Source organism: Mesorhizobium sp. M0140 (genome assembly GCF_040322475.1).
GTDB lineage: Bacteria > Pseudomonadota > Alphaproteobacteria > Rhizobiales > Rhizobiaceae > Mesorhizobium.
In genome coordinates this window covers 100,979-126,262 of the sequence record NZ_JAMYTM010000003.1, presented here as the reverse complement: position 1 = coordinate 126,262, position 25,284 = coordinate 100,979, and the positions used below count along the sequence as shown (strand labels likewise).

The 25,284-nt window shown below is 63.4% G+C and carries 27 protein-coding genes; 8 read left to right on the top strand and 19 right to left on the bottom strand.

The annotated features are described in order from the left end of the window. Positions 1 to 27 precede the first annotated feature (27 nt). The gene (locus NKJ37_RS04340; RefSeq protein WP_127260459.1) at positions 28 to 516 is read left to right on the top strand and encodes a DUF1036 domain-containing protein; all 489 of its coding nucleotides are present in this window, start codon (positions 28 to 30) and stop codon (positions 514 to 516) included. Continuing rightward, positions 513 to 1,949 carry a pyruvate kinase gene (gene pyk / locus NKJ37_RS04335; RefSeq protein ID WP_023810921.1) on the top strand — a complete coding sequence of 479 codons (1,437 nt, stop codon included), beginning with the start codon at positions 513 to 515 and terminating at the stop codon, positions 1,947 to 1,949. Before NKJ37_RS04340 ends, pyk begins: the two co-directional genes overlap by 4 nt. Positions 1,950 to 1,993: 44 nt before the next feature. Here pyk and NKJ37_RS04330 read toward each other — a convergent pair whose 3' ends face one another. The 3 genes from NKJ37_RS04330 to ykgO form a co-directional block, all read right to left on the bottom strand. After that, positions 1,994 to 3,058 carry an alpha/beta fold hydrolase gene (locus NKJ37_RS04330; RefSeq protein WP_352772871.1) on the bottom strand — a complete coding sequence of 355 codons (1,065 nt, stop codon included), beginning with the start codon at positions 3,056 to 3,058 and terminating at the stop codon, positions 1,994 to 1,996. A 131-nt stretch (positions 3,059 to 3,189) separates the two neighbouring features. Then, entirely contained in the window at positions 3,190 to 3,795 is a 606-nt protein-coding gene (locus NKJ37_RS04325; protein WP_352677372.1) for a tetratricopeptide repeat protein, read from the bottom strand. A 110-nt stretch (positions 3,796 to 3,905) separates the two neighbouring features. Continuing rightward, positions 3,906 to 4,031: a type B 50S ribosomal protein L36 gene (ykgO, locus tag NKJ37_RS04320; RefSeq protein WP_006327841.1), complete on the bottom strand. Its 126-nt coding sequence runs from the start codon at positions 4,029 to 4,031 to the stop codon at positions 3,906 to 3,908. A gap of 240 nt (positions 4,032 to 4,271) precedes the next feature. Between ykgO and NKJ37_RS04315 the strand changes: the two genes are divergently transcribed. Beyond that, positions 4,272 to 4,694 carry a lysozyme inhibitor LprI family protein gene (locus NKJ37_RS04315; RefSeq protein WP_352772868.1) on the top strand — a complete coding sequence of 141 codons (423 nt, stop codon included), beginning with the start codon at positions 4,272 to 4,274 and terminating at the stop codon, positions 4,692 to 4,694. Positions 4,695 to 4,700: 6 nt separating this feature from the next. On the opposite strand, the gene NKJ37_RS04310 is transcribed toward NKJ37_RS04315, so the two are convergent. From NKJ37_RS04310 to NKJ37_RS04245, 14 genes are all read right to left on the bottom strand, one after another. Then, positions 4,701 to 5,780, bottom strand: a complete 1,080-nt coding sequence (locus NKJ37_RS04310) for a 5-(carboxyamino)imidazole ribonucleotide synthase (protein WP_352772865.1) — start codon at positions 5,778 to 5,780, stop codon at positions 4,701 to 4,703. After that, entirely contained in the window at positions 5,777 to 6,274 is a 498-nt protein-coding gene (purE, locus tag NKJ37_RS04305) for a 5-(carboxyamino)imidazole ribonucleotide mutase (RefSeq protein ID WP_023810926.1), read from the bottom strand. The genes NKJ37_RS04310 and purE overlap by 4 nt, the downstream gene beginning before the upstream one ends. 101 nt (positions 6,275 to 6,375) lie before the next feature. Then, positions 6,376 to 7,269: a ribokinase gene (locus NKJ37_RS04300; RefSeq protein WP_352772863.1), complete on the bottom strand. Its 894-nt coding sequence runs from the start codon at positions 7,267 to 7,269 to the stop codon at positions 6,376 to 6,378. Further along, complete coding sequence (locus NKJ37_RS04295; protein WP_013529211.1) at positions 7,266 to 8,141, bottom strand: MurR/RpiR family transcriptional regulator; 876 nt, start codon at positions 8,139 to 8,141, stop codon at positions 7,266 to 7,268. The genes NKJ37_RS04300 and NKJ37_RS04295 overlap by 4 nt, the downstream gene beginning before the upstream one ends. After that, positions 8,138 to 9,106, bottom strand: a complete 969-nt coding sequence (locus tag NKJ37_RS04290; RefSeq protein ID WP_128305974.1) for an ABC transporter permease — start codon at positions 9,104 to 9,106, stop codon at positions 8,138 to 8,140. Before NKJ37_RS04290 ends, NKJ37_RS04295 begins: the two co-directional genes overlap by 4 nt. Before the next feature lie 23 nt (positions 9,107 to 9,129). Beyond that, positions 9,130 to 10,629: a sugar ABC transporter ATP-binding protein gene (locus NKJ37_RS04285; RefSeq protein WP_352722452.1), complete on the bottom strand. Its 1,500-nt coding sequence runs from the start codon at positions 10,627 to 10,629 to the stop codon at positions 9,130 to 9,132. Between the two features lie 69 nt (positions 10,630 to 10,698). Continuing rightward, complete coding sequence (locus NKJ37_RS04280; RefSeq protein WP_352677376.1) at positions 10,699 to 11,751, bottom strand: sugar ABC transporter substrate-binding protein; 1,053 nt, start codon at positions 11,749 to 11,751, stop codon at positions 10,699 to 10,701. Positions 11,752 to 11,792: 41 nt separating this feature from the next. Continuing rightward, positions 11,793 to 12,782, bottom strand: a complete 990-nt coding sequence (locus tag NKJ37_RS04275) for a TIM barrel protein (RefSeq protein ID WP_352442014.1) — start codon at positions 12,780 to 12,782, stop codon at positions 11,793 to 11,795. Between the two features lie 218 nt (positions 12,783 to 13,000). Beyond that, the gene (locus tag NKJ37_RS04270) at positions 13,001 to 14,206 is read right to left on the bottom strand and encodes an aminotransferase class V-fold PLP-dependent enzyme (RefSeq protein ID WP_128305970.1); all 1,206 of its coding nucleotides are present in this window, start codon (positions 14,204 to 14,206) and stop codon (positions 13,001 to 13,003) included. A 25-nt stretch (positions 14,207 to 14,231) separates the two neighbouring features. After that, complete coding sequence (locus NKJ37_RS04265) at positions 14,232 to 14,693, bottom strand: RidA family protein (protein WP_128305969.1); 462 nt, start codon at positions 14,691 to 14,693, stop codon at positions 14,232 to 14,234. 38 nt (positions 14,694 to 14,731) lie between these two features. Next, positions 14,732 to 15,526 carry an amino acid ABC transporter ATP-binding protein gene (locus NKJ37_RS04260; protein ID WP_128305968.1) on the bottom strand — a complete coding sequence of 265 codons (795 nt, stop codon included), beginning with the start codon at positions 15,524 to 15,526 and terminating at the stop codon, positions 14,732 to 14,734. 2 nt (positions 15,527 to 15,528) lie between these two features. Then, entirely contained in the window at positions 15,529 to 16,179 is a 651-nt protein-coding gene (locus NKJ37_RS04255) for an amino acid ABC transporter permease (protein WP_023810936.1), read from the bottom strand. A gap of 1 nt (position 16,180) precedes the next feature. Continuing rightward, positions 16,181 to 16,846 carry an amino acid ABC transporter permease gene (locus NKJ37_RS04250; RefSeq protein ID WP_023810937.1) on the bottom strand — a complete coding sequence of 222 codons (666 nt, stop codon included), beginning with the start codon at positions 16,844 to 16,846 and terminating at the stop codon, positions 16,181 to 16,183. 170 nt (positions 16,847 to 17,016) lie between these two features. Further along, positions 17,017 to 17,898 (bottom strand): transporter substrate-binding protein, encoded by an 882-nt coding sequence (locus NKJ37_RS04245; RefSeq protein ID WP_128305966.1) that lies wholly within the window; start codon positions 17,896 to 17,898, stop codon positions 17,017 to 17,019. A 127-nt stretch (positions 17,899 to 18,025) separates the two neighbouring features. Between NKJ37_RS04245 and NKJ37_RS04240 the strand changes: the two genes are divergently transcribed. Further along, positions 18,026 to 18,814 carry an IclR family transcriptional regulator gene (locus NKJ37_RS04240; RefSeq protein WP_352442017.1) on the top strand — a complete coding sequence of 263 codons (789 nt, stop codon included), beginning with the start codon at positions 18,026 to 18,028 and terminating at the stop codon, positions 18,812 to 18,814. A gap of 23 nt (positions 18,815 to 18,837) precedes the next feature. On the opposite strand, the gene NKJ37_RS04235 is transcribed toward NKJ37_RS04240, so the two are convergent. Beyond that, a complete protein-coding gene (locus tag NKJ37_RS04235) occupies positions 18,838 to 19,041 on the bottom strand; it encodes a YdcH family protein (protein WP_013529216.1) in 204 nt (67 codons plus the stop codon). A 239-nt stretch (positions 19,042 to 19,280) separates the two neighbouring features. Here NKJ37_RS04235 and NKJ37_RS04230 point away from each other — a divergent pair, with 239 nt between their 5' ends. From NKJ37_RS04230 to NKJ37_RS04215, 4 genes are all read left to right on the top strand, one after another. Continuing rightward, entirely contained in the window at positions 19,281 to 19,460 is a 180-nt protein-coding gene (locus NKJ37_RS04230; protein WP_013529217.1) for a YdcH family protein, read from the top strand. A 334-nt stretch (positions 19,461 to 19,794) separates the two neighbouring features. Next, positions 19,795 to 21,048, top strand: coding sequence for a flavodoxin-dependent (E)-4-hydroxy-3-methylbut-2-enyl-diphosphate synthase (gene ispG / locus NKJ37_RS04225; protein ID WP_023810940.1), 1,254 nt, complete (start codon positions 19,795 to 19,797; stop codon positions 21,046 to 21,048). A gap of 5 nt (positions 21,049 to 21,053) precedes the next feature. After that, complete coding sequence (locus NKJ37_RS04220) at positions 21,054 to 21,908, top strand: lytic transglycosylase domain-containing protein (protein ID WP_023810941.1); 855 nt, start codon at positions 21,054 to 21,056, stop codon at positions 21,906 to 21,908. 1 nt (position 21,909) lies between these two features. Further along, entirely contained in the window at positions 21,910 to 22,812 is a 903-nt protein-coding gene (locus NKJ37_RS04215; RefSeq protein ID WP_245273206.1) for a Stf0 family sulfotransferase, read from the top strand. A 19-nt stretch (positions 22,813 to 22,831) separates the two neighbouring features. On the opposite strand, the gene NKJ37_RS04210 is transcribed toward NKJ37_RS04215, so the two are convergent. Continuing rightward, positions 22,832 to 25,171 carry a response regulator gene (locus NKJ37_RS04210; RefSeq protein WP_352442019.1) on the bottom strand — a complete coding sequence of 780 codons (2,340 nt, stop codon included), beginning with the start codon at positions 25,169 to 25,171 and terminating at the stop codon, positions 22,832 to 22,834. Positions 25,172 to 25,284 lie beyond the last annotated feature (113 nt).

Here is a 25,284-nt window from a genome sequence, read left to right as displayed (position 1 = left end):
CTGATGTGGTTTTTGAGGGGTTTTCGGATGAGTTCCGCCGGCGGGCAGCGCATGCGCTCTGCCTTTGCCATGCCGCTCCTCACTCTTGCCATAGGCCTGTCGGCGATGGTCGTGGCTTCGCCGGCGCGTGCCGATTTCCGCGTCTGCAACGCCACGCAGAACCTGGTCGGTGTCGGCATCGGCTATCGCGCCAAGGCCGGCTGGATCACCGAAGGCTGGTGGCACATCGAGGGATCGAGTTGCAAGACGCTGATCGAAGGGCCGCTGTCATCAAGGTTTTACTATCTTTATGCAGAAGACGCCGAGCGCGGTGGACGCTGGGACGGCCCGATCAACATGTGCGTGGCTGAAAAAGAGTTCAAGATCGCCGGCGTAACCGACTGCGTCGCCCGGGGCTTCCAGCGCGCCGGATTCCAGGAATATGACACGGGCGAACAGGCAAGCTGGATGGTCCAGCTGACCGATGAGTCCACAACGGGAGGCGCTCCAGCCGCCCCGGGAACAAACAGTCAATGAGACGTAGCCGCAAGGTCAAGATCCTAGCCACCATCGGTCCGGCCTCCTCGTCGGAGGAGATGCTGAAGAAACTGTTCGAAGCGGGCGCCGATGTGTTCCGCATCAATATGAGCCATACCGACCATGAACTGATGCGCACGCTGGTCGGACGCATCCGCGCTGTCGAGGAAGCGGTTGGCCGGCCGATCGGCATCCTGGCCGATCTGCAAGGGCCAAAGTTGCGCGTGGGCAAGTTCGCCAACGGCAAGGAAGTGCTGACGCAAGGCCAGACCTTCACCCTCGACGACAATCCAGAGCCTGGCACCTCGACCAGGGTCTATCTGCCGCATCCGGAAATCCTGAGCTCGGTCGAAGCCGGCCATCGCCTGCTGATCGACGATGGCAAGCTCGAGCTGAAGGCGGTGAAGAGCGACGGCAAGTCGATCGTCTGCACCGTCGTCGCCGGCACCACCATTTCCGACAAGAAGGGCGTCAGCCTGCCCGACACCGACCTCCCGGTCGGCGCGCTGACCGAGAAGGATCGCAAGGACCTCGATGCCGTGCTGGCCACGGGCGTCGACTGGGTGGCGCTGTCCTTCGTGCAGCGGCCGGAGGATCTGGCCGAAGCGCGCAAGATCGCACGCGGCCGGGCGCTGATCATGGCCAAGATCGAAAAGCCGCAGGCCGTCGCCCGGCTGGCCGAGATCATCGAATTGTCCGACGCGCTGATGGTCGCCCGCGGCGATCTCGGCGTCGAAATGCCGCTCGAGGCGGTGCCCGGCATCCAGAAGCAGATCACGCGCGCCGCACGCCGCGCCGGCAAGCCGGTGGTGGTTGCAACGCAGATGCTGGAATCGATGATCACGGCACCGGTGCCGACCCGCGCCGAGGTGTCCGATGTTTCGATCGCCGTCTTCGAAGGCGCCGATGCCATCATGCTGTCGGCGGAATCGGCGGCGGGTGCCTATCCCGTCGAGGCCGTGGCAATGATGAACCGTATCGCCACCAAGGTCGAAACCGATCCGACCTATGCCGGCATCATCAACGCCCAGCGCTCCGAGCCGGAGGCGACTGGCGCCGATGCCATTTCGCTGGCCGCGCGCGAGATCGCCGAAACGCTGAAGCTGGCGGCGATCATCACCTACACCGCATCAGGCACCACAGGCCTGCGCGCCGCCCGCGAGCGGCCGCAAGTGCCTGTTATCGCGCTGTCGCCGATCCTCAACACGGCGCGGCGGCTGTCGCTTTTGTGGGGCACGCATTGCGTCGTCTCACCCGACGCCGTCGACCTCGACGACATGGTCAATCGCGCCTGCCGCATCGCCTTCGACGAAGGCTTCGGCAAGCCGGGCGACCGCGTCATCATCACCGCGGGCGTACCGTTGCGGACACCGGGTTCGACCAACATGCTGCGCATCGCCTACATCGGATCGGACACACAAGTCAGCCGCTAGATTCCTAAAGCGTGTCGCCTCTGAACGGATTCAGGTGATCCGCTTTAGGTCGGCGCGAGTTCGGCCTGCGGTACCTTGATATCGGCGCATCTGCCGGCGCCGTAGGCGTCGCCGGCGATGCGCGCCTCCACTGCCGTTGCCATCGCCTGCAGGTCTATACTCTTCCCGGCGACCTTCTCGATGGCGCCGACGGTCAGGTCGGGCGCGATCCAGTCTGGCTTGTGGCCGAGATTGTGCACCCAGACGAGTTCGGCACCGGCAATGTCGCGCGCCAGGCCGACCGAATGGATATGTGCATAGACCACCTTGTCGCGATCGCCTGAAATGACCACGGTTGGCGCCTTGATCTCGTTGTAGCGCGGTGCGGCGCCGAGGGCATAGCGATAGAGCCCGGCGACATCGGTGGCGTTGGCACGAAAGGCTGTTGGTCGCAGCACCAGCGGGATAGAGGCCATTCTGAGATAATTGTCGGGCACCTTGTTGGGCGAGAAAACGCAGGTGGTGGCGTCGGCCATCTGCAGTGTACCGGCCGGATAGGTCAGCGTCTCGGAAAACAGCCAGCCGAGCACCGGCATGGTAGTCAGATCGTAGTACCAGGCGGTTGCGCCGCCCGGCCATGGGTGGGTCGCCGGTGCGAGGAAGACCAGCCCGAGCGTCTTGTCGGGATGCTCCCGGCCAAAGGCCGATGTCACCACGCCGCCGAAGGAATGGCCGACGATGACAGCCTTCTTGATGCCGAGATGGTCCATCAGTGCGGCAATGGTGTCGGCCTGCGCCGACGGGTTCTCGTTGTTGGTGCCGCGACCCGACCAGCCGTGGCCTGGCCGGTCGAAGAACAGCATTTCGGCGCGGCCTTCGAGCAAGGGACGCAGCGGCAGCATCTGGTCCCTGAGATTGGCGCTGGCGCCGTGGATGAAGACGATCGGCGGCAGCTCGGCATTGGCGGGTGCCGGAACATGGACATAGTGGATGCGGGCGCCGTCAATGTCGGCGAACTCGCCGATCGGCGGATTGCGGCGCTCGATCAGCCATGAGCCGACGCGGGTGACGCCGACGAAGCCGAACACAAGCGCCATCAGGAAGGCAAGGGCGGCGTAGATCAGGTTCATGGGGGAGATACGGAGGTGGAGGGGGATGAGTTGTAGGGGAGTAGGGGAGTAGGGGAGTAGGGGAGTAGGGTGTGTGTTCCGCAGGTACAATCTGCCCCTACTGCCTTATTCTCCCCACTCCCCTAGAGCAATCAAATGCCTTCACCGGCAAGTTCCTCCGAAATCGTGCCGACCTGGTCCTGGGCGCTGCGCATCATCGGATAGATGGCCAGCACCTTTTGCCAGGCCTCGAGCGCCGATTGCTTGTGGCCGGTCAACGCCATGATCTGCGCCAGGCCGGACAGCGCACCGAAATGGCGCGGCTCGAGCTGCAGCGTATGGTCGATGTCGGACATCGACTTGCCGTAGTTCTTCATCATGAAATGCACGGTGGCACGCCGGTTCCAGCCTTCGGCATAGGTCGGCTGCAAAGTCACCACTTGGTCGAGGAAATCGAGCGCGACGTCGAATTTCTGGCTTTCGACGGCTTTTTGCGACCATTGCATCATCAGGTCGATCGAGGCGCTGCCGGATTGCGACCACTCGCCCCAGATGTTGCCGGCGATGCGCTCGGCCGCCTTTTCGTTGCGCTCGCGTTTCAGATCGCTGAACAACTGGTCGAGGCGGGCTTGTTTCGTCGTTGCGGCGGGCGGGGCGTCCTGAGTGGCCGGCGGCGCGACAGCATCATCCGCCCATGCCGGGCCATAAATGGCGCCGGAAACAAGCAGAGATGTCAAAAATGCAAAAAGAATCCGCATCACCGGACTCTAGTCCCGGGCGGCGGAACGTCAAACTGAATTTGGCGTGAAAGGCCGGCAGGCGGCAACAAGCATCAAATGGGCGGAGGCAACAGCCTCCTGCCGAAAGCTCAGCCCTGGCGTGCCTTGTAGCGCGGGGCGGTCTTGTTGATGATGTAGACGCGGCCCTTGCGGCGAACCAGCTGGTTGTCGCGGTGACGCGCCTTCAGCGCCTTGAGCGAATTCTTGATCTTCATGGTCTTGCCTGTCGGTGTGGACCCGGTCCGGGTCGAAATTTTAAGGCGCGCCAGAAGACGCGCCTTTGAACTGTGGGTGGCTCATAAACGAGGAGCCTTGTCCCTGTCAACCGCAAGCGTGCTCCATTGCGGCTGTGAATCATCCCTGTCATCAATTATCCGCCATATCGGCCTGGCGCATTGCGCGGCCCTGGGCCGGCTGGGATGATGCGGTCGCCGTGAAGTGATTTGGAGAGAACCATGCGCCGAATGTTCCTGTCCGCCTGCCTTGTCCTGCTGGCGGCAGCTTCGGTTGCGCGCGCGCAGGAATGCGACCGCAGCGATGATAGCCAGCAGATGATGAACATCTGTGCCGGCGAAGACTATCAGGCCGCCGACGCTAGGCTCAACAAGGCCTATCAAAACCTCACCAGCTCGGATGATGCCGGCGGCAAGAGATTGCTGCAGGTGGCGCAACGCGCCTGGATCACTTTTCGCGATGCCGAGTGCGCGCATTCCACTGCCGCCAGCGAAGGCGGATCGATCCATTCGATGGAAGTCTCGCAATGCCTGACCAGATTGACCAATGATCGCGTCAAGCAGCTCGCTGCCGCGGCCAATTGCGAGGAAGGCGATGTGAGTTGCGCCAATCCAGGCGAGGACGAGAGCGACGACGTGCAGTAGGCAACCTTATGAGGCGCGACGGCTGATCCGAGTGAAGTGGCCCATCTTGCGGCCGGGCCGCGCTTCGGCCTTGCCGTAGAGATGCAGCATCAGATCGGGCTCGGCGAGAAGCTCAGGGACGCGCAGCACATCGTCGCCGATCAGGTTCTCCATCACGCAGTCGGAGTGGCGGTCCGGGCTGCCGAGCGGCAGGCCGGCGATGGCGCGGATATGCTGCTCGAACTGCGAAACGATACAGGCGGCTTCCGTCCAATGGCCGGAATTGTGCACGCGCGGCGCGATCTCGTTGGCCAGCAGCGAGCCGTCCGCCAGCACGAAGAACTCGACGCCGATGACACCGACATAGTTCAGCGCCGACAATATCGTCGATGCCGCCATTCGGGCTGCTGTCGCGGTTTCGGGCCTTACGCCGGCCGGCAAGGTCGACGTATGGAGAATGCCATTGCGGTGGACATTCTCGGCCGGATCGTAGGCGACGACCGCACCGTCCAGCCCACGCGCCGCGATCACCGAGATCTCGCGCTCGAACGGCACGAAGGACTCCAGGATCAGCGGCACATTGCCCATCGCCTCGCAGGTGCCGGCAAGACCGCCGGCTTCCATGTTGCTGAAGACGCGCTGGCCCTTGCCGTCATAGCCCATGCGCCGAGTCTTCAGGATGCCGCTGCCGTCGAACGCTTTCAGCGCCGCCGTCAGCTCGTCATCATTGTCGACGGCGTGGAAATTCGCGGTGGCAATGCCGATGCCGTTGAGGAATGTTTTTTCGTCCACCCGGTCCTGCGCCACTTCCAGCGCACGCGCCGGCGGATAGACCGGAACCTTGGCGGCCAGAGCGCTGGCGGCCGCGACCGGGACGTTCTCGAACTCGTAGGTGATGACGGAACTCGACGCTGTCAGTTCGGCAAGGGCGGCCGAGTCGTCATAGGCAGCTGTTATTTGCCGGTTGGCGACCTGTGCCGCGGGGCAATCCGCTTGCGGCTCCAGCACCACGGTGCGGTAGCCGAGGCGGGCGGCGGCAACAGCCAGCATGCGGCCGAGTTGGCCGCCGCCAATGATGCCGATGGTCGATCCGGCGGGCAGGCTCACGGCGTATCCGTCGGTTCTGCCGCGACCTTAGCGGTCTGCGCGGCGCGCCAGGCATCCAGACGGACGGCAAGGCTATCATCGTTCAGGGCCAGCACGGCAGCGGCCAGAAGGGCTGCGTTGGCGGCGCCGGCCTTGCCGATGGCCAGCGTGCCCACGGGAATGCCGGCCGGCATCTGGACAATGGACAGCAGCGAATCCTGCCCGGAAAGCGCTTTCGATTCCACCGGCACACCGAACACCGGCAGCGGCGTCATCGCCGCCGTCATGCCGGGCAGGTGCGCCGCACCGCCGGCGCCGGCGATGATCACCTTGTAACCGGCCGCCTTGGCGCCTTTGGCGAAATCATAGAGCCGGTCCGGTGTGCGATGCGCGGAAATGATCAGCCGCTTGTGCGGGATGCCTAGTGCTTCCAGCGTTTCGGCGGCATGACGCATCGTCGCCCAGTCGGACTGGCTGCCCATGATGATGGCTACGTCGGCGCGTTGATCGTCCAAGTCCGTGTTCCCCGGCGACAAAGGCGCGCCTTAGCGGAATTCGCGCGAGGCCGCAAGGATAGGCGGCCGCCGCTTCGGTCCGGCAAGACGAAACCAGCCGTTCAGATGCCGTCGCGCTCGGCCTCTGGCGTCGAGACCAGCAACGCCGAAGCCGCGTTGGCAGCGGTGACCGCCGCGTGCATGGTCTCTCCTCGGGCAAGTCCCGCGGCCAGCGCGCCAACGAATTCATCGCCGGCGCCATGCGTGCTGGCGACCTTGACCGGGACGGCCAGCAGCGCAAAGGCCTCGCCGGTCTGGTCGCAGGAGGCGACGCCCTCGCCGCCCGCCGTGACAATCGCCACCGGATAAAGATCGGCCAGCAATCGTGCGGCTTGCGCGGCCCCGTCCTGCGTCTCCACCACTGCTGTGCCAGCCAGGAATTCCGCCTCGATTGCGTTGACCACCAATATGTCGACCAGGGCGATCAACTCGTCGGAGAGTTTGCGCGCGGGGGCCGCGTTGAGCACGACGCGGCCGCCCTGTGCTTTGACGGCGCGTGCGGCGGCAATGTTGCCGGCTTCCGGCACTTCGTTCTGTAACAAAAGCACTGCCGTTTGGGCCATCACATCGGAAGCAGAGGCAATGTCGGCATGGCCCAGTGTCAGATTGCTGCCTGAGACGATCACCGCGCCATAGTCGCCGCCCGCGTCGAAGATCGCCACGCTCATGCCGGAGCTGGCGCCAGCGGCCACCCGCACGAAGCGGTGGTCGACCAGCGCGCGATCGAGATTGGCCAGCAACGCCCGCCCGAAATCATCGTCGCCGACGGCGCCGATCATCGCCGCGCGCACGCCGGCCCGCGCCGCCGAGACAGCCTGGTTGCCGCCCTTGCCGCCGCATTTCGGGTGCCAAGCATGGCCGGTCACCGTCTCGCCCTTGCGTGGGCGGTCGGGCGCGTCGACCATGATGTCGTAGTGCAAGCTGCCGAACACGGTGACCAGCGGCGTTGTCGTCATGAGCCCCGGTCTTTTCGTTTCGATGTCACCGCCGACATGGTGCGGCCGAGGTTGCGCTCCGCCGCCTGATAATCGCGCTGCGCCACCGCCACGAACAGCGCGTCGAGGATGTTGAGCTGGGCAATGCGGGCCGCCGCATTTTCGCCCATCAGCGGCGAACCCTGCGCGGTCGAGCAAAGCACGATGTCGGCGACCGCAGCCAGCGGCGAGTTGTCGTAATTGGTGATGGCCAGCGTGCGGGCACCGTTCTTGCGGGCCAGCTGGATGGCGTCGATGACGGCCGACGTGTTGCCCGAATGCGAGAAGCCGACGGCGATGTCGTCGCCGCCGAGCAGCGAGGCCGACATCAGCATCATATGCGAATCGTCATAGACCGATGCGCGGATGCCGATGCGCAGAAACTTGTGCGAGACATCGCGGGCGATCTGCGCCGAGCCGCCGACGCCATAGAAATCCCGGTTCTTGGCACGGAAGAGCAGCTCGGCGGCGCGGTCGAAATCCTCGATGTCGAGGATTGCCAGCGTTTCCTCCAGCGCCTGGATGGAGGTGCGGAACACCTTCTGCACGATCTCGGCCGAACTGTCGTCGGACGACAGTTCCTGGTGCATCTCGGCGGTCGGCAGGCGACTGTATTCATAGACGGCGGTGCGGAAGTCGCGATAGCCGGAAAAGCCGAGCTTCTTGGCGATCTTGACCACCATCGCCTCGGACACGCCGGACTCTTCGGCGATCTGCTTCAGCGGAATGCTCTCATCGAAGCCGCGCCGGCCGAAGACGGTTTCCACCACCTTCGCCTCCAACGGGGTGAGATGCGGCATCATCATGCGGATGCGCGGTCCTACCGCTTTCAGGTCCAGCCCGCTCAAGGTCATCCACGCCCCCTCGTCACGCGATCGATAAGCATCGCGGCGAGGATTATAAGACCAGTTGCCAGAAGCTGATAGAAGGACTGGACGTTCATCAGCGTCAAACCGTTGCGCATGGCGCCGAGGATGATAGCGCCCAGGATGGTTCCGACGATGCTGCCCTTGCCGCCCATCAGCGAGGCGCCGCCGATGGCGGCAGCCGCGATGGCGTCGAGTTCCCAGAGATTGCCGAGGATGGGCTCGGCGGCGCCGAGCCGGCCGATCAGGATCTGCGCGGCAAGCGCCGCCAGCAGGCCCGAGATCATGTAGGCGGCGATCTTGGTGCGGGCAATCGGCACGCCGGCGATGTAGGCCGCCTCCTCGTTGCCGCCGACGGCAAGCAGATATTCGCCGAAGGGCGTCTTCTTCAAAACGACCCAGGCGACGACAGCCACGCAGGCGACGATGACGACCGCCAGAGGCAGTCCAAACAGCGATCCGTTGAAGATGGCGCGGAACCCCGCGGGCAGGCCCAGAACCGGATTGCCGCCGGTGTAGATCAGTGCCAGCGCCCGGTAGGTGCTGAGCGTCCCCAATGTGACGATGAAGGGCTGCAGCCCGACATACGCGACGAGCACGCCGTTGACGAGGCCGCAGGCAAGGCCAATGGCGAAGCCGGCGGCGATGGCCAGCGGAAACGGCACGCCGGCGACCATCATAGAGGCCGAGATGACGGCCGAGAGTGCCGCCGTCGGCCCGACCGACAGGTCGATGCCACCGGAGATGATGACCAGCGTCATGCCCAGCGCCAGACAGGCATTGATGCTCGACTGCTGCAGGATGTTGATCAGGTTGCGCTCGGCGAAGAAGCCAGGCACCAGCGCGCCGAATACTGCCAGGATCACGACAAGGCCGATCAGCGTGCCGGCGTCGCGCATGGAAACGCCGCGCAGGAATTCGGCGCGTGGCCGCACCAGAGTGGTATCCGACATATCCGTCACCTCTGCCTTGCCTGTTACGCGGCCGGCGTTTGCGTTTGCGGGATGGCGTGCGCCGCGATCGCCTGTTCGCTGATATCGTCTCTGTGGAGTTCGGCCGCGATCGTGCCGTCGCGCATGACCAGCACGCGGTCGGCAAGCCGGATCACTTCGGGGAGCTCGGAGGAGACGACGATCACGGCATGGCCCTCGGCGGCGAGTTCCTCGATCAGATGATAGATCTCCGCCTTGGCGCCGACATCGATGCCGCGCGTCGGTTCGTCGAACAAGAGGATGCGGGTTCCCGCCGCCAGCCAGCGGCTGATGATCGCCTTCTGCTGGTTGCCGCCGCTGAACAGGCGAATCGGCCGGTCGAGCAGAAACGGCCGCAGGTTGACACGGCTCATCTTCTCGACGGCCACGTGTTTCAACCTGGCGTGATCGATGAGACCGCGCGGCGCGAACACGGCCATCGAGGCGAGCGCCATATTGCAGGTGATCGAGCGCAGCGGCACGATGCCTTCGCGTTTGCGCTCCTCCGGCACCAGTCCGACGCCGGCGGCAATCGCATCGCGCGGGCTGGCGAAGCGCGCCGCCTTGCCGTCGATTGCAATCGTCCCGGCCGTGGCGCGATCGGCGCCGGCCAAGAGCCGCAAAAGTTCAGTGCGGCCGGAACCGACCAGGCCGGCAATGCCCAGCACCTCGCCGCAATGCAGATTGAACGACACGTTGCGCACCTTCGTCGCCGAAGAGAGGCCACGCGCGCTCAGCATGACCTTGTTCGTGGCATGGGAATTATGGTGTTCCCGCGCCAGTTCGCGGCCGACCATCATCGCCACGACCGCTTTCTCCGACAGGTCTTTCAGATCGACGGAATCGACGACGACGCCATCGCGCATGATGGTGGCGCGCCGGCAGATGCCGAACACCTCATCCAGCTTGTGCGAGACATAGACGACGGCGACGCCATCGCGCGCCAAACCTGTAATGACTTCGGCGAGCCGTTCGAATTCGCTCGGCGTCAGGCTCGATGTCGGCTCGTCCATGGCGACGATGCGGGCGCGATCGAGCAGCGCGCGAGCGATCTCGACGATCTGCCGCTGCGCCACCTTCAGGGTACCAAGGGGTGCCGCCGGATCGATGGAGGGATCAATGGCCGCAAGAGCATCCGCAGCACGGCGCTCTTGCTCGCGCCGGGCGACGAAGATACCGCCGCGCGTCAGCGGATGGCCGAGGAACATGTTCTGGGCGACGCTGAGGCGCGGTACCTGCTGCAATTCCTGATGGATCATGGCGACGCCCGCAGCGCGTGCGGCGACCGGGTTGGCGAGTGTAACCGGCTTGCCGTCGATGAGGATGCTTCCCGCTGTCGGCCTGTAGACGCCAGACAGGACGCGCAGCAGCGTCGACTTGCCGGCGCCGTTTTCGCCGAGCAGGCCGTGGATTTCACCGGCCCCGACCGAGAGTGACACCTCGTGGAGCGCCCGTACGGCCGGAAACAGCTTGGAAATGCCCTTGAATTGCAGCCGGGGTGACATCGGGTTCTATCTCCGGGCAAGAGTGCCGGCCGGCAGCGAATTGCTCTGGCCGGCACCCGCCGATTAGCCTTATTGGCCCGCTGCCGCGTCCTCGAGCAGGGCCTTGCGCGCGCCGGTGCCGGAATAGCGGTCGGCATTGTCCTTGGTGATCAGCGCCTGCGGCGTGGCGACAACGCGCGGCAGCTTCTGTCCCGCGACGAGACGCAGAGCTGTTTCCAACGCCACTTCGCCAGTCAGCACCGGGAAACTGTCGACCGTGCCGGTCAGTTCGCCGGCGCGGATCGAGGCATAGGCGTCGGAAATGCCGTCGGTGCCGAAGACCGCAACCTTGTCCTGCAGGCCGGCGGCCTTGACAGCCTCGACGATGCCCAGCGCCATGCCGTCATTGTTGGCATAGAAGCCGATCAGGTCGGGGTGCTGCTGTAGGATGTTGGTGGCCGCGTCATAGGAGGCTTGGCGGTCCCAGTTGCCGGGAACGCTGGCGACAACCTCGAAATTGCCCCCCTCGGTGATGGTCGACTTGAAGCCGTCGGTGCGCTGCACGGCGGCATAGACGCCAGCCTGACCTTCGACGATGGCGACCTTGCCGCCATTCGGACGATTCTTGATGAACCATTTGGCGACGCGCACGCCATTGTCGCGTTGGACATTGCCGACATAATGCTCGGCCTGCGGGATGACGGCGTCATTGACGTTGACCACCGGCACGTTGGCGGCCTTGGCCTGCTCCATGATCGGCTGCAGATTGGCATCCGTCTGCGGCGAGACGAGCAGCACGTTGTAGCCCTGCGTCACCAGGCCTTCGGCGATGGTGAGCTGGCCGAGCTGGTCGCCCTCGCTCTGCGCTGCCTGATAGACGACGGGAACGCCGACCTTGGCGCCGAATGCCGTGTAGCCCTCGCCCAGCGAGCGCCAGTATTCATTGGTCAGCGTCTTGGAGACCGCGCCTGCCTTGGTGCCTTCGGGCAGCTTGGGGAACGCGCCGAATTTAGCCTCGACCTGCGACCAGTCGATGCGGTCCTTTTCCGTGTCGGAATTGAGCGGCGCGAGGTCGGCGGCAAAGGCAGAGCCGATCGAGAGCGCCATCAGTGCGGCGGTAGCGGTGGCAAGCAGAAGTTTCATTGTATTCCTCCCTGGTTGAAAACGGTGATGGCGCGGATGCCTCAGCTATCCGGCCCGAGCATGATTTCCTGGATGATGGCCTGCGACGTCACCGCGTCCTGGCTGTCCATGGCGGCGGACAGGCGATTGTCCTGCTCCAGCCGGTCGACGACGCGCAGCATGCGCTTGACGGTGGCGATGTTGACTTCGCACTCGCGCACCGGATCGAGCCCGGTCATATCGGGGAACGTGTCGAAATAGATGGCGCCGGCGTAACCGTCGCGGCGAATCTGCCTGAGCAGCTCGATGGTCTGCAGCGTGTGCACCGCGCCGACCATCAGGCCGTCGTCGCGCTTGGCGTAGCCGTCGTTCAGGTGCACGCCGAGCAGCTTGCTGTGACGCGCCACCAGGGCCGCGGCAAAGGCCGGCTGTTCGTCGGCGTAGAGCACATGAGCGAAATCGAGCGTGACGCCGAGATTGGGCAGGCCCACATCGCGGATCGCCAGCAAGGTCGTCGCCGCATCCGGCATCAGGCTGTAAGAGCGTGGTTCGTTCGGTTTGTATTCAAGGCTGATCTGACAGTCGGGATCATGTGTCGCAACTTCACGAATCCCATCAATTTCGTGTTGCCAAAGCGTTGAATAGTCGGCCTGGAAGGCGTAGTCGAAGCCATCTTGGCCGAGCCACAGCGTCATCAGGCTGGCGCCGGCCTCACGCACGGCATCGATGCCGGCCTTGGTCAGGTCGATGGCCTCGCGGCGCACCGCCGGATCCGGATTGGTGAAGGCGCCGAGCTTGAAGGCGGGGTTGGAGTAGTAGCGCATGGCAAAGCCATTGATGGAAAGCCCGAGATCGCCCAGTTTCAGGGTGATTTCCGTGGGCTTTTCACCGACGTGGTCAGGAAAGTTGAGGTCGAGATCGGTAAGCCCCTCGACCTTGGCGGCGCGCGCCGCCATCTGCAGCAGCGACGGCTTGCCGGTAAGATCGGGCCACTCGGCCTGCGGTCGCGAGGCAAAGGAATTCAGGCGCGTGGCGAAACGGTTGGCTGTCATGAGCGATCCTTCATCGTCATAACTTCACATAAATATAGATATTTGTAAAGTTATTGTTGAAAAGTTGTGAAGCAGCCGCCAAGCTGGAACCGCCAAGGCGCGCAGAGGGAGCCGGCAGTTTCCTGGCCGGTGCCCTGGAGAGCCCGTCAGGGCAGGAGGCGCATGATGGCGCGTGCCGGTTACGGCCGACGCATTTCAGGTAGCGATTCGCCGGGTGTTCAATCTGGCCAGCGTAAGACGCCGGACGAATCCTTGCGGGCGACTTTCATCGCATCGGCCGGGCGGTCCTTGGCGGTCAATATGGCGCGCAGCCGTTCGGCGACGATCTCGGCCTCGCCGGGATGAAGATTGCAGGGGTCGAGGAAGAAATGGCCGCGCTCCACCTCGTGGTTGCGCACGATAATCGGCGGCGAGCCCGTCGCCAATGCCGAGGTGAGACCGGCCGCCGTGAACCGGCTTTCGGGCAGTACAAAAATCTGAAGCCGATCCAGAGGGTTGGCGGTCGGATCCGGGATGATCTGCGCGATGACGCCCGGCAGCCCGTGCAACGTGTCCTTCCACAGGTTGAGCGCGGCGTCTTCGCGGCGGCGGATGCCGGCATGGTCGCGCTTTTCCCAGGCTTCCAGTGCGGCCATGGTGCCGGCGATGCTTTCCTTGCCGACCTTCATGGCGCGGGCGACGCCGCGGTTCTGCAGATAAGCGGCGCGAACCAGATCCTTGCGGCCGGTGACGATGCCGCTGGTCGGCCCGCTCAGGAATTTGTGGCCGCTGTAGATGACAATGTCGGCGCCGCGCGCGAGGAAGTCGCGCAGATCATACTCTGAAGCCGCATCCACGATCACCGGGACACCCCTGGCGTGGCAGATCTCGCAGAATTCCTCCAGCGACAGCATGCCATACTGCACGGTGTGGTGCGCAACGACATAGAGGCCCGCCGCCGTGCGGTCGTTGATCGCGTCGCGCACATGATAGTCCTGCGTCACGCTGACCGTGCCGGCCGGCACGACCCTGGCGCCCGCCAGCCGGACCGACTGGTCGATCGGCGCACCATAGTTGACGATGTGGCCGAGCTGGACGATGACCTCCGACTTGAGACCTTCCGTGTTATCAGGCAGCCGCTCGATGGCGAGCAGATTGGTCCCCGTCATCGCACCGGCGATCGCCATGGTGATGCCGCTGGCGCAGCAGGCAGTGATGAAACCGGTTTCGCCGCCGGTCAGGCGCGCGACGATCGTGCTTGCGGCGCGTTGCAGGTCATCCATTTCCACCCATTGCGAGGCCATTTCCGCCATGGCGCTGATCGCTTCGGGGACAATGATCGACGCGCCGAGCGCGGTCATCGTGCCGGAGACATTGATGATCGGGCGAAGGCCGAGCCGTTCGCGGATGGTGGTGTTGGAGCCGTCGGTGGAAGTGGTTTTCATCTCTCGGATTCCATTCTTCTAAAGGTCAGGCGGCGATCTCGACAACCGCCTCGATTTCAACGGTGATGTTTCCAGGCAAGGAGCCGACGCCGATCGCCGAGCGGGCATGGCCGCCGATATTGTCGAACACATCGGCAAACAGGTCGGAACAGCCATTGACCACTTTCGGGTGGTCGCTGAAGGTCGGTATGGCGTTGACGAAGCCGAGCAGCTTGACGACGCGCACGATCCGGCCAAGGTCGCCGGTGGCTGCGTGCATGACGGCAAGCAGATTGAGGCCGGTGAGGCGGGCATGGCCATAAGCCTGCTCGACGGTGACATCGTCTCCTACCTTGCCGGTGAACAGTTTGCCATCGGTGCGCAGCGGTCCCTGGCCGGACAGGAAGATCAGCCGGCCGCTTTCGGCATGGGTGACGAAGTTGGCGATCGGGGTCGGCGGCTCGGGCAGCGTCAGGCCCAACGCGGCGAGCCGGATATAAGGCGTCATGAAAGAAGGCTCCTTACGACAGCGTTCGCTGTCCCGTTCTAGAAATGCGAGGCGCGGAAGCGTGCCAGGAAGGTGCGCAGGCGCTCATTGTCGGTGTCGGCTGCCAGGATTTCGGCGGGTGGACCCGCCGCGCTGACGCCGCCATCGGCCATGAAGATGATGCGGCTCGAGGCATCTCGGGCAAAGGCCATTTCGTGCGTGACCATCACCATCGTCATGCCGTCCTCGGCCAGGCTGCGCACGACCTCAAGCACCTCGCCGACCAGTTCCGGGTCGAGCGCGGATGTTATCTCGTCGAGAAGCAGGATCTTCGGCCCCATGGCCACGGCGCGGGCAATGCCGACGCGCTGCTGCTGGCCGCCGGACAGTTCGGCGGGCAGGCTGTCGGCCTTGTGGGCTAGACCGACCCGGCCGAGCCAGTGTTCGGCGATGGTGCGCGCTTCGGCGTTGCTCTTGCCGCGCACCTTGGTGAGGCCAAGCATGATGTTGCCGGCGGCTGTCAGGTGCGGAAAGAGGTTGAAGCTCTGGAACACCATGCCGGTCTCGGCGCGCATCGCGGCGAGATCGCGTTCGCTGCGACGCTGGCGGGTTCCGGCTTCGCGAAAGCCGACCTCCTTGTCGTCGATGCGAATCGAACCGCTGTCATAGCTTTCGAGAAAGTTGACGCAACGCAGCAGCGTGGTTTTGCCGCTGCCGGAGGGGCCGATGACCGTCACCACCTCCCCCTTCGCCACCTGCAGGCTGACCGAACGCAGGACCTGGACGGTCCCAAAGGCTTTGGAAACGTCCAGGACGTCGAGAAGGGCCGGGGTGTTTTTCGGACTTGTGGACATTGCTATTCCCGGATGAAGGAGAAACGCCGCTCGAGCCGCCGGCTGGCGAGCGAAAGGGCATAGTTGACCGCGAAGTAGATGAGCGCGCCGAGAATATAGAGCGGCATGGCCTCGTAGGTGCGGCCGATGACCTGGTTGATGGCCTGCATCAGGTCGGTGATGCCGAGCAGCGATACCAGCGCGCTGCCCTTGACCGCATCGGTGACGCCGTTGATCCAGGGCGGCAGGAAGCGCCTGAACGCCTGTGGGAAAATGACGTAGGCGAGCCGCTGGCGAAAGGTGAGTCCGATCGCCATCGCCGCCTCGGACTGCCCTTTCGGAATGGAGCCGACAGCACCTCTGAAATATTCGACGACCTGGGCTGTCTTGAACAGGGTCAGCGCCAGCACGGCGGCCCAGAACGACGGCAGATGAAGCCCGACGGCCGGCAGTCCGTAATAGACAAAGAAGATGAGCACCAGGATCGGGATGCCGCGGATGGTGTCGCTGAAGATGCGCACGGCCCATTGCAACGGCACCGGGCCATAGACCAGACCGACGCCCATGATCACGCCGGCAATCAGCGAAAACACCACGACCAGCAGGGATACCCACAGTGTCAGCGCAAAGCCCTGGGCGAGGAAAGGCAAGGCATAGGCGATCTGGGTCAGCATGTCAGCGCGCCGCCCTGAACCGGCGCTCGACAAGCCGAAGCGCAAAAAGCAAGATGTAGCCGGTCACCAGATACATCGCCGTGACCACGAGATAGACCTCGACGATGCGGAAGGTGTTGAAGTTGATCCACTGGGCGCCATAGGTCAGCTCCGGCACCGAAATGACCGAGGCGACGGAGGTGTCCTTGAACAGCGATATGAAGGTGTTGGACAATGCCGGCAAGGTGATGCGCAGCATGGTCGGCAGGCGCACGTTGAGCAGCCTTTGCCAGGGCGTCAGGCCGATTGCCTTGCCGGCGTCCAGCTGTCCGCGCGGAACGGCTTCGAGCCCGGAGCGAAACACCTCGACCAGATAGGCGCCGCTATAGAGCGACAGCGTGACGACGAACGAGGTCGGCGCGCTGTAGGCGATGTCGACCACTGTCGGCAGGCCGTAGAAGACGAGGTAGACGAGCAGGATCAGCGGCACGTTGCGGATGAATTCGACGTAGGCGGCGATGATGGTGCGCACGATGCGTCCGGCAGACACGTACCAGACCGCCAGAACCAGGCCGATGACGGTGCCGATGGCGATCGATATGACGGCGAGCTCGAGACTGAGCAGCAGTCCTCCCCACAGCTTGTCGAAGTGCCGCCAGATCAGGTTGAAATTAAGGGCATAGCCCATGCGTCCGCCTCAGTGCCGCAGGCTTAGAGCAGTTCACCGTTTCACGGAAACGGCGACCCGCTCTAACTCTTTGTTTTGACGCAATTCCGGGCGGAAAACCGTTTCACACTTTTCCTGGAATTGCTCTAGGGAGGCGGAAGGGCGCTGGATACGCCCTTCCGCCCGGCAGGTCAGATGGCTGGGAAGCCGGGATGGCGCGCCGGCGGCTCCTGTCCGAAAAAGTCCTTGAAGGCGGCATCGTAGAGTGCGTTTTCGTGGCCGAACATGGCGATGGTGAAGGTCGAGTTGACGAAGGTCAGCCAGTCAAGGTCGCCTTGCCGGAGTGCCGCGCCATAAAGCATGCTCAGCCAGCTCTTGCCGGCGTCGAAATATCTGTCCGGATTGCGCGAGGCGAGCCAGCGCACCGTGGACAGATCGACGGCAGCGGCGTCGACGCGTTTCGATTCCAGTGCCTGCAGCACGTTGGCCTGGGTATCGATCTGCATAACCTGGCACTCGGGCAGCACCGAATGCACCTGCGCCTCGGCATCGACATTCTGCAGGATGGAGACGCGTGTCGCCGAGCCGCCGGCAAGCAGCTTGTCGAAGGTCTTGTTCTCGGCGGTCGGAAGGCTCAGCAGGGCGACGCCCTCGACGTAGTAAGGCCGGGAAAAATTGACCAGCTGCGAGCGCTGGGCGCTCATCGTCATGAACTGAATGGTGATGTCGACCTTGTTGGTGGTGACGTTGGGGATGCGCTGTGCCGGATCCTGCATCACGAACTCGACCTTGGTCGGATCGTCGAAAAGGCCCTTGGCAAGAATGCGCCCCATGGTGATGTCCATGCCGACGAGTTCGCCGGCATCGTTCTCGAAGTGCCACGGCGCATTGGTGCTGCCGGTGCCGACGATCAGCTTGCCGCGATCGAGCACGGTGCGCAGCAGGCTGTCGGGTGCTGCCTGGGCAGCGGCCTTTTGGGCATCGACGGTTACCGCCGCACCCACGACGCCGGCCGCGGCCAGTCCCGCCATTCCCAATTTCAGAAAATCACGTCTTCCGGATGTGTCGTTCACGGCGACCTCCTTTCGTTTGTGTTCCCCTTGCACAGGCAATACACGCGTCAGTGACGTCGAAGCGATTGTCTCTTACAAGAGACGCATGTATCCTGTACAGGACAGATACTAACACCGGGAATCAACAATGCAAGATGGCAATACCTCGGCACTTTCAGCCGGCGAGAAGATTTCGGGCTCCCGTGAAAAGGGGCTCAACCGGGTGCTCGAGATTCTGGAGTTTCTTCACACGACCCAGCGCGCGATCGGCATTGGCGACCTTGCCAAGGGCGTGAACGCGCCCCGCTCGACGACCTATACGCTGGTGCGGTCGCTGGTCGATGCGGGACTGCTGGAAATGGAAGGCGACGGCAATCGCGTCTATTTCGGCAAGAAGCTCTATCTCTACGGAATGGACTATGTGCGGGGCAACGACCTGTTGAGGCGGGGGCGCCAGGAGGTCGACAATCTGTCGCGCGAGACCGGCGAGACTTCCGAACTGTGCATGCTGCAGAGCGGCCGCTATACGATCGTCCATGCGAGTCCCGGCACCAGACCGTTCCGCATCAGTTCCGCCACCGGCTTGCAGATACCGCTGCCCTGGACAGCCTCGGGGCGGCTGCTTCTGGCGGGGCTGGAGAAGGCTGAGATCGAAGACATGGTGTCAAACGACGATCTCGTGCTGCCCGACGGGCGCAAACTGCGGCTTGACGATTTCGTCGCCGACATAGCAAAAGCGCAGGTCACCGGCCATTGCGTCACTTCGGGCCTTGTCGATGCCTATACGAAGTGCCTTGCCGCACCGGTGTTTTCAGCGCCGGGCAAGGTCGAGGCGACGATGTGCCTGGTGGTCCCCATCGATACGTCCGAGGAGCGGACCGGCGAACTCATCGGCCTGCTGCGTGATCGTGCCGCAAAGCTTTCGATCGCCGGGTAGCGCGCGGGCGAGCGAATGCCAACTCACGCAATGATGTCGGGAATGATCTTGTCTTCCAGTGCCATCAGCCGATCCTTGAGGAACAGCTTCTTCTTCTTCATGCGCTGGATCTGCAGCGGATCGCAGGCCATGGCGATCATCGCGTTGATGGCGGCATCGAAATCGGCGTGTTCCTGCTTCAGGCGGGAAAATTCGAGGCGAATATCGGCCTGTTCCTGATCGGACATTCTCTACCGTCTGCACGTCTGCGGCGCCCAAAGCTGGGCCTGATTGGGCGGGGCCGGGTGTTTTGTCACCGGCGTGCAGCCCATATCACATTTCACAGTGTCGTGGAATGCTACCACGGATCATTCGACATCGCCCGCGGAAGGTGACACACTGTCACCGTGCCGTCACAGAAGCGAACCTGCGGTGGACGCGCCGTGACGGTTGCAATCGAGGAAAACCATGAAAGGGAGAACCAATCATGTCTCTTGCATCCCATCTTGATGAGTTGCAGCGGAAACACGGCGACATCGAACGTGAAATCGATGACGCGATGAATCATCCATCGGTCGACGACCTCGAAATCGTGAATCTCAAGCGACGCAAGCTGGCACTCAAGGACGAGATTGAAAAACTAAGAGGCAAACCGACCACGCATTGATACCCTCCTGACATAGCCGCCCAATATCCGCGGCCTCTTTTCCCGGCGGCACCACGCCGCCGGTGTGGAGGGTTTTGATTTCCAGCACCGGTCTGTCAGCCGAAGCTGGACTTGCACAGGCTCAATTTCCGCTTCGGCCGTCGCCCGTTTCGCCAGATCATCGATTGTTTCCTGGCCTCTGGTGGCGGACCGATTCCGGCCAGTGGCGACCTGTCGCCATTGACAAGCCATCTTTGCTCCTCCACCTCATGCCCGGACCTCAGCGCATCGGCCCGGGGCGTCGTTGTGCGTCCATGCAGGACACAAGATGCTCCAGAGACAAAAGGCTGCCGGCATGACCGGATATTTTTCCTCTCCTTTTCCCCGCCGTACGTCGGTCGGCGTCGATGTCGGCGGCGTGATCGTCGGCGGCGGCGCGCCTGTCGTCGTCCAATCGATGACCAACACCGACACGGCCGATATCGACCAGACCGTTGCGCAGGTCGCAGCCCTGCACCGGGCCGGGTCGGAGATCGTGCGCATCACCGTCGATCGCGACGAGAGCGCCGCCGCCGTGCCGCGCATTCATGAGCGGCTTCAGCGGCTGGGTATCCACGTGCCGCTGGTCGGCGATTTCCACTATATCGGCCACAAGCTTTTGGCCGATCATCCGGCCTGCGCCGAGGCGCTGGCCAAATACCGCATCAATCCGGGCAATGTCGGCTTCAAGGACAAGAAGGACCGCCAGTTCGCCGATATCGTCGAGATGGCGATCAAGCATGACAAGCCGGTACGCATCGGTGTCAACTGGGGCTCGCTCGACCAGGAGCTTTTGACCCGGCTGATGGACGACAACCAGGACAAGGGTTTCCCGCTGACGGCCCAGGAGGTGATGCGCGAGGCGATCGTGCAGTCGGCGATCCTGTCGGCCGAGATGGCGGAAGAGATCGGCCTTGGCCGCGAGAAAATCATCCTGTCGGCCAAGGTCAGCGGCGTGCAGGACCTGATCGCCGTCTATACCGAGCTCGCCACCCGCTCCAACCACGCGCTGCATCTCGGCCTGACCGAAGCCGGCATGGGCTCGAAGGGCATCGTCGCTTCGTCGGCCGCCATGGGCATCCTGCTCCAGCAAGGCATCGGCGACACCATCCGCATCTCGCTGACACCGGAGCCGAATGGCGACCGCACGCGCGAGGTGCAGGTGTCGCAGGAATTGCTGCAGACCATGGGGTTCAGGCAGTTCGTGCCGATCGTCGCCGCTTGCCCCGGCTGCGGCCGCACGACCTCGACCGTGTTCCAGGAACTTGCCCAGAACATCCAGGCGGATCTCAGGAAGAATATGCCGGTGTGGCGCGACAAATATCCCGGCGTCGAGAACCTCAAGGTCGCGGTGATGGGTTGCATCGTCAACGGCCCGGGCGAGTCCAAGCATGCCGACATCGGCATTTCGCTGCCCGGCACCGGCGAGACGCCGACCGCGCCTGTCTTCGTCGACGGCAAGAAGGCGGCGACGCTGCGCGGGCCGTCGATCGCCGCGGATTTCGAGAAAATGGTCGCCGACTATATCGAACAGCGGTTCGGTCGCGGCGGCAAGGCCGCGGCAGAGTAAGTCAAATGCAGCGTTTCCTATGGGCGACGCTGATCCTGCTGTACGGGCTGACCTGGTCGGCCCTTGTGCAGGCCGATCCGCCGCAATCCGCTAAGCAGCGGCTGATCGACAAAGTCTGCAATCTGATCCAGGCGCATGCCGACCAGAACGGCCTGTCCAGGGATTTCTTCGCCCGGCTGATCTGGAAGGAAAGCCGTTTCGATCCCAACGCCGTCAGTCCGGTCGGCGCCGAAGGCATTGCCCAGTTCATGCCGGGCACCGCCAAGATGCGCGGGCTTGCCAATTCCTTCGACATCAACCAGGCGATTCCGGCTTCGGCTAGATATCTCGCCGAAATGAAAACCGGCTACGGCAATCTCGGCCTGGCCGCCGCCGCCTACAATGCCGGCGAGAGCCGGGTGTCGCGCTGGCTCAGCTCCGGGGGGTTCCTGCCAATGGAGACCGAAAGCTATGTCTTAGACATCATGGGCGAACCAGCCGACAAGTTCACGGACCGGGCCTATGCTGGAAAAGTCGAGCCGCTCGACGCAAAGACGGATTTTGCCGTCGCTTGCCGAAAACTGCCGGTGATCATGTCGCGGACGGTGGCCATGGCTTCGATCAACATAAAGCCATGGGGCATCCAGGTGGCCGGCAATTTTCGCCGCAGTGCCGCGATCAACCAGTGGCTCAGGGTAAGGAGCCGGTTCCCGGCCCTGCTCAACGGGCATGATCCGGTGGTCAGCCGGGTGCGCACGCCGATCGGCCGGCGCGGCATCTACGCGGTCAGGATCGGTGTCGACCGCCGCGCCGATGCCAACGTTATTTGCCAGAAATTGCAAAGTGTCGGTGGGGCGTGCGTGGTGGTGCGCAACCGGTAATTTGGCCGCTGCCGGCGCGATGTTCTGTCTGAGAAAGGCATTTATAAGCGACAGCCGGAACGTCGCATCCAGCAAAGATTTCAGCTATAGCGGCCGCCATCTTTACTGGGCGGCGGCCCTGTCTTTGACGAGCAGCATGGGTCTCAACATGTTCGATGGATACATTATCTGCGGCACGCCGAGGACCGGAAGCACGCTGCTGTGCAAGCTTCTGGCATCCACGAAGACGACTGGCGATCCGCACTCATTCTATCGGCGGCAGGATGTGCTGGAGTGGGCTGAAGAGTGGAAGCTGCCCGATCGCGACACGATGAGTGAGCTCGACTTCAATGTCGCCTATCTCAACGCGGCGATCGCTGCGGGCAAGGGTGGAACCGGCCTCTTCGGCCTTCGCTTGATGCGCGAAAATCTGGATGAGCTTTCGACGATCCTCGACCGGATTTTCCCGAAACTGCCGTCGGACAGAGCGCGGTTCGAAAGAGCATTCGGCAATGTTCTCTACATACACCTCTCGCGGGAGGACAAGCTCGCGCAGGCTGTCTCCCTGATCAAGGCAGAGCAGACCGGTCTTTGGCATATCGCTCCCGACGGCACCGAGATCGAAAGGGTCGCGCCGCCGAAAGAGCCTCAATATGATTTCGAGCGGATCAAACGAGAGGTCACGGAACTCGAGACCTATGACGCGGCCTGGAACATTTGGTTCGCAGAGCAAGGCATATCCCCGCTGCGTGTCGGCTATGAGCGCCTTTCAGGCAATCCGGCCGCGACATTGCTAGGCATCTGCGAAGCCCTGAGGGTCCGAGCGCCTGACGAGGAGGATGTAAGCCCCGGCGTTGCAAAGCTTGCTGACGCGACAAGCCTCGACTGGATGCGCCGCTATCGTCTGGAGGCAGCAGCCGTCTGACGCATCCCATGGATGCAGCCTAGGCGGTCTTCGCCACCACCGTTTCGCTGAGCCAGGTGCCGATCTTGGTGCCCAGGCGGTCGGGCGAAACTGGCTTCGGCAGATAGTCGTCCATGCCTGATTCGATGCACTTGTCGCGATCACCCTTCAGCGCGTGCGCGGTGACGCCGATGATCGGGATGTGGGCGCCCGTCGAGACCTCCATCGCCCGGATGGCGCGGGTCGCCTCATAGCCGTTCATTTCGGGCATCGAGACATCCATCAGGATCAGCTTGGGGCGCAGCGCCCGGTACATCTCGACCGCCGTGCGGCCATTGCCGGCGATGCGGTAGCTCAAGCCCAACCCGTTGAGGATTTGGCCGAACACCAGCTGGTTCACGTCATTGTCCTCGGCAATGAGGATGTCGATCGGTCCGTTCGGCGCGGTTGTCGATTCCGGCGCTGCCGCGACCGGCATTGCCGGGCCGCGGATGACGGTGAAGGCGGGCGGCGCCGCCGGGGGAGCCTGCACGATCGGTTCGCGGACGAACCGCGCCTTGCCGACCTGCGAGCGGGCCTTCTGGATCACCGAGATGACCGTGCCGAGCAGCACCGCGGAGCGCGCCGGCTTGGTCAGGTGTGCTGCAATGCCGTAGTCGATGATCATCTTGCCGAAATCGACCTGGTCGACCGAGGTCAGCAACACCACCGGGATGGAGGACAGCCGGCTGTCGGAAGCAATGGCTCTGGCGACGTCGGCGCCGTTCATGCCCGGCATTTGGTAGTCGAGGATGATGCAGTCGACGGCGGCGCCCAATTGAAAGGCGCGGTCGAGGAAAGCAAGCCCAACCGCGCCGCTTTCGGCGGCGGCGCAATCGAAGCTCCAGCTTCTGAGCTGCTCGAGCAGGATTTCGCGGTTGACCGGATTGTCGTCGATGACCAGCACGCGCGCGCCGGTGACGTCGACCGGCACGATCTCGTCGCGCGCCGCCGCCTGATGCGCGGCCAGCGGCACCGCGAACCAGAACACCGAGCCGCGGCCGATCTCGCTCTCGACACCGATCTTGCCTGCCATCAGGTCGACGAGGCGGGCGGCGATGGCGAGGCCCAGCCCCGTGCCCTCATGACGGCGGGTGGACGAGCCGTCCACCTGCGCGAATTTCTCGAATACATTCTGCAGTTTCTCGGCCGGTATGCCGATGCCGGTGTCTTCGACGCGGACCTTGAGCTGGACCACGTCGTTGACGATTTCGCCGCCGACATCGATCAGCACATGACCCTTCTCGGTGAATTTCACGGCATTGCCGAGCAGGTTGGTGATGATCTGCCGGAACCGGCCGGCGTCACCGACGACATGGGCCGGCAGGCGCGGGTCGACACGCACGATCAGTTCGAGGTTCTTTTCGGCGACGCGCGCCGAGACCAGCGTCGCCACATCCTCGACCGCCTCGGAAAGGCGAAAGGGAGCAGGGTCGAGGGTGAGCTGGCCGGCATTGATCTTGGAGAAATCGAGGATGTCGTTGATGATGGTGAGCAACGCGTTGCCGGATTTGACGATGACGTCCGTGAAGGTCTTCTGGCGCGGGGTCAGATCGGTCTTGGCCAGCAGTTCGGCCATGCCGAGCACGCCGTTCATCGGCGTGCGGATTTCGTGGCTCATATTGGCCAGGAATTCCGATTTGGCGCGGTCGGCGGCCTCGGCCTTGAACAGGGATTCGGCGGATTCGGCAAAGGCGCGGCGGATTGCCACTTCCATCGGGCGGAAGATCCAGAAGGCGACGATGGCAAGTGCCGCGAACAGGATGCCGCTCGCCCACAGCAGCAGTCTGTCGCTTGAGGCATCGGCCAGGTGGCGCTCATCATCCATGGCGGTGCGGACGCGAACCAGCATAGGCTGGGCAAACAGGTCGTTCTGGTTGCGGATTTCGCGATAGCTCCACTCGTCGACCTTCTGCGCCACCGACATCAGGTTAAAATTGCGCACCATGTCGCGCGGCGACCAGAACAGATCGCCGTTGACGGAAGCGGACTGGAGTTCGTTGACGGTCTTGATCGACAGCCGCGGCTTGATCGCCGCAAGCTGGGCGGTCAGCGTCTCGATCTCGCCGGTCAGACGCTCCGAATGGCCGCGCGCCGATGTGGTCAGGGCATCGCGTGTCTCCGCCCGCCAGGCTGTCCCGGTCGTCTCGGCAAAGCTGGTCGCGTTGCGCAGGTCGCGGGTGAAGATGACGAGATTGCTGCTCAGCGCATCGATGTCGCGGCGAAAGGAATTGACGCGGTCAAGCGCAATCACGATGCCGGCGGAAGCCAGCGCGAAGATCAGCAAACCTGAAATATAGCGGATCCGGACCGACCGGATGAAGGACGAATATTCAGGCATGCGCAACCCCAACACATACGCACCATTTTAATGGCCGGGATTACGCTTCATTTACATTAAAATTTCGTTCGTGCGGGTTGGCAGGCCATGCGAGCCGCCGGATGGACACCACG

Excerpts from the sequence above, each read along its gene's own strand:
- NKJ37_RS04295 (WP_013529211.1), bottom strand. The coding sequence starts at position 8,141 with ATGACCTTGAGCGGGCTGGACCTGAAAGCGGTAGGACCGCGCATCCGC.
- NKJ37_RS04300 (WP_352772863.1), bottom strand. The coding sequence starts at position 7,269 with ATGACGACAACGCCGCTGGTCACCGTGTTCGGCAGCTTGCACTACGAC.
- NKJ37_RS04280 (WP_352677376.1), bottom strand. The coding sequence starts at position 11,751 with ATGAAACTTCTGCTTGCCACCGCTACCGCCGCACTGATGGCGCTCTCG.
- NKJ37_RS04340 (WP_127260459.1), top strand. The coding sequence starts at position 28 with ATGAGTTCCGCCGGCGGGCAGCGCATGCGCTCTGCCTTTGCCATGCCG.
- NKJ37_RS04330 (WP_352772871.1), bottom strand. The coding sequence starts at position 3,058 with ATGAACCTGATCTACGCCGCCCTTGCCTTCCTGATGGCGCTTGTGTTC.
- NKJ37_RS04315 (WP_352772868.1), top strand. The coding sequence starts at position 4,272 with ATGCGCCGAATGTTCCTGTCCGCCTGCCTTGTCCTGCTGGCGGCAGCT.
- ispG (WP_023810940.1), top strand. The coding sequence starts at position 19,795 with ATGACCGGATATTTTTCCTCTCCTTTTCCCCGCCGTACGTCGGTCGGC.
- NKJ37_RS04250 (WP_023810937.1), bottom strand. The coding sequence starts at position 16,846 with ATGGGCTATGCCCTTAATTTCAACCTGATCTGGCGGCACTTCGACAAG.
- ykgO (WP_006327841.1), bottom strand. The coding sequence starts at position 4,031 with ATGAAGATCAAGAATTCGCTCAAGGCGCTGAAGGCGCGTCACCGCGAC.
- NKJ37_RS04270 (WP_128305970.1), bottom strand. The coding sequence starts at position 14,206 with ATGAAAACCACTTCCACCGACGGCTCCAACACCACCATCCGCGAACGG.
- NKJ37_RS04325 (WP_352677372.1), bottom strand. The coding sequence starts at position 3,795 with ATGCGGATTCTTTTTGCATTTTTGACATCTCTGCTTGTTTCCGGCGCC.
- NKJ37_RS04275 (WP_352442014.1), bottom strand. The coding sequence starts at position 12,782 with ATGACAGCCAACCGTTTCGCCACGCGCCTGAATTCCTTTGCCTCGCGA.
- NKJ37_RS04285 (WP_352722452.1), bottom strand. The coding sequence starts at position 10,629 with ATGTCACCCCGGCTGCAATTCAAGGGCATTTCCAAGCTGTTTCCGGCC.
- NKJ37_RS04220 (WP_023810941.1), top strand. The coding sequence starts at position 21,054 with ATGCAGCGTTTCCTATGGGCGACGCTGATCCTGCTGTACGGGCTGACC.
- NKJ37_RS04265 (WP_128305969.1), bottom strand. The coding sequence starts at position 14,693 with ATGACGCCTTATATCCGGCTCGCCGCGTTGGGCCTGACGCTGCCCGAG.
- NKJ37_RS04255 (WP_023810936.1), bottom strand. The coding sequence starts at position 16,179 with ATGCTGACCCAGATCGCCTATGCCTTGCCTTTCCTCGCCCAGGGCTTT.
- pyk (WP_023810921.1), top strand. The coding sequence starts at position 513 with ATGAGACGTAGCCGCAAGGTCAAGATCCTAGCCACCATCGGTCCGGCC.
- NKJ37_RS04235 (WP_013529216.1), bottom strand. The coding sequence starts at position 19,041 with ATGTCCGATCAGGAACAGGCCGATATTCGCCTCGAATTTTCCCGCCTG.
- NKJ37_RS04230 (WP_013529217.1), top strand. The coding sequence starts at position 19,281 with ATGTCTCTTGCATCCCATCTTGATGAGTTGCAGCGGAAACACGGCGAC.
- NKJ37_RS04240 (WP_352442017.1), top strand. The coding sequence starts at position 18,026 with ATGCAAGATGGCAATACCTCGGCACTTTCAGCCGGCGAGAAGATTTCG.
- NKJ37_RS04290 (WP_128305974.1), bottom strand. The coding sequence starts at position 9,106 with ATGTCGGATACCACTCTGGTGCGGCCACGCGCCGAATTCCTGCGCGGC.
- NKJ37_RS04260 (WP_128305968.1), bottom strand. The coding sequence starts at position 15,526 with ATGTCCACAAGTCCGAAAAACACCCCGGCCCTTCTCGACGTCCTGGAC.
- NKJ37_RS04210 (WP_352442019.1), bottom strand. The coding sequence starts at position 25,171 with ATGCCTGAATATTCGTCCTTCATCCGGTCGGTCCGGATCCGCTATATT.